The 560-nt window shown below is 37.1% G+C and carries 1 protein-coding gene; it reads right to left on the reverse strand.

The window, feature by feature from the left end; all coding sequences use genetic code 11:
- Positions 1–16: 16 nt before the first annotated feature.
- On the reverse strand, positions 17–560 hold a 544-nt coding region (locus Cyrtocomes_RS06055; protein WP_322498290.1), incomplete at its 5' end, for a helix-hairpin-helix domain-containing protein.

Here is a 560-nt window from a genome sequence, read left to right on the forward strand (position 1 = left end):
TTTTTCAAGTAATCTTTTAAGATTTAAAGCTATCTGTTTCTCGTAACCGTAGTACCCTGCAAGGAATGCACATTGTTTTTTCTGATATTTCATCAATTATGATAAATTCTGCTTTTACTTCTGCATTCAAAGCATCCTGTAAAGTTTCTGTTTCTATCTCAAGTAGCTTTTCTGCTTTGTTCAGTAGGTCATTAACTGGATATCCGGTATGGCCATCATTAAGTGTCTCCATAAGTGCATAATTTATACCAGCTCTTGCCCTGATCATAGAGTTAAGGCCTATACCAAGATTTTGTGCGATCTTATCTGCGGATAAAAATCCTATTCCCCTAATATCCCTTGCAAGGTCGTATGGGTTTTTAGATACCTTTTCTATAGCATCGTTCCCATAGGTTTTATATATCCTAGTTGCTCTGGATGTGCCAACACCATGAGATTGCAAAAAGATCATAATTTCCCTTACTACTTTTTGTTCCTGAAAACTACCTGTGATCTTCTTGGCTCTCAGAGCGCCTATACCCTCAACCTCAATCAACCTTTCTGGAGTATCTTCGATAATA

It is taken from the genome of Candidatus Cyrtobacter comes (assembly GCF_034470605.1).
Taxonomy (GTDB): Bacteria; Pseudomonadota; Alphaproteobacteria; order Rickettsiales; family Midichloriaceae; genus Cyrtobacter; species Cyrtobacter comes.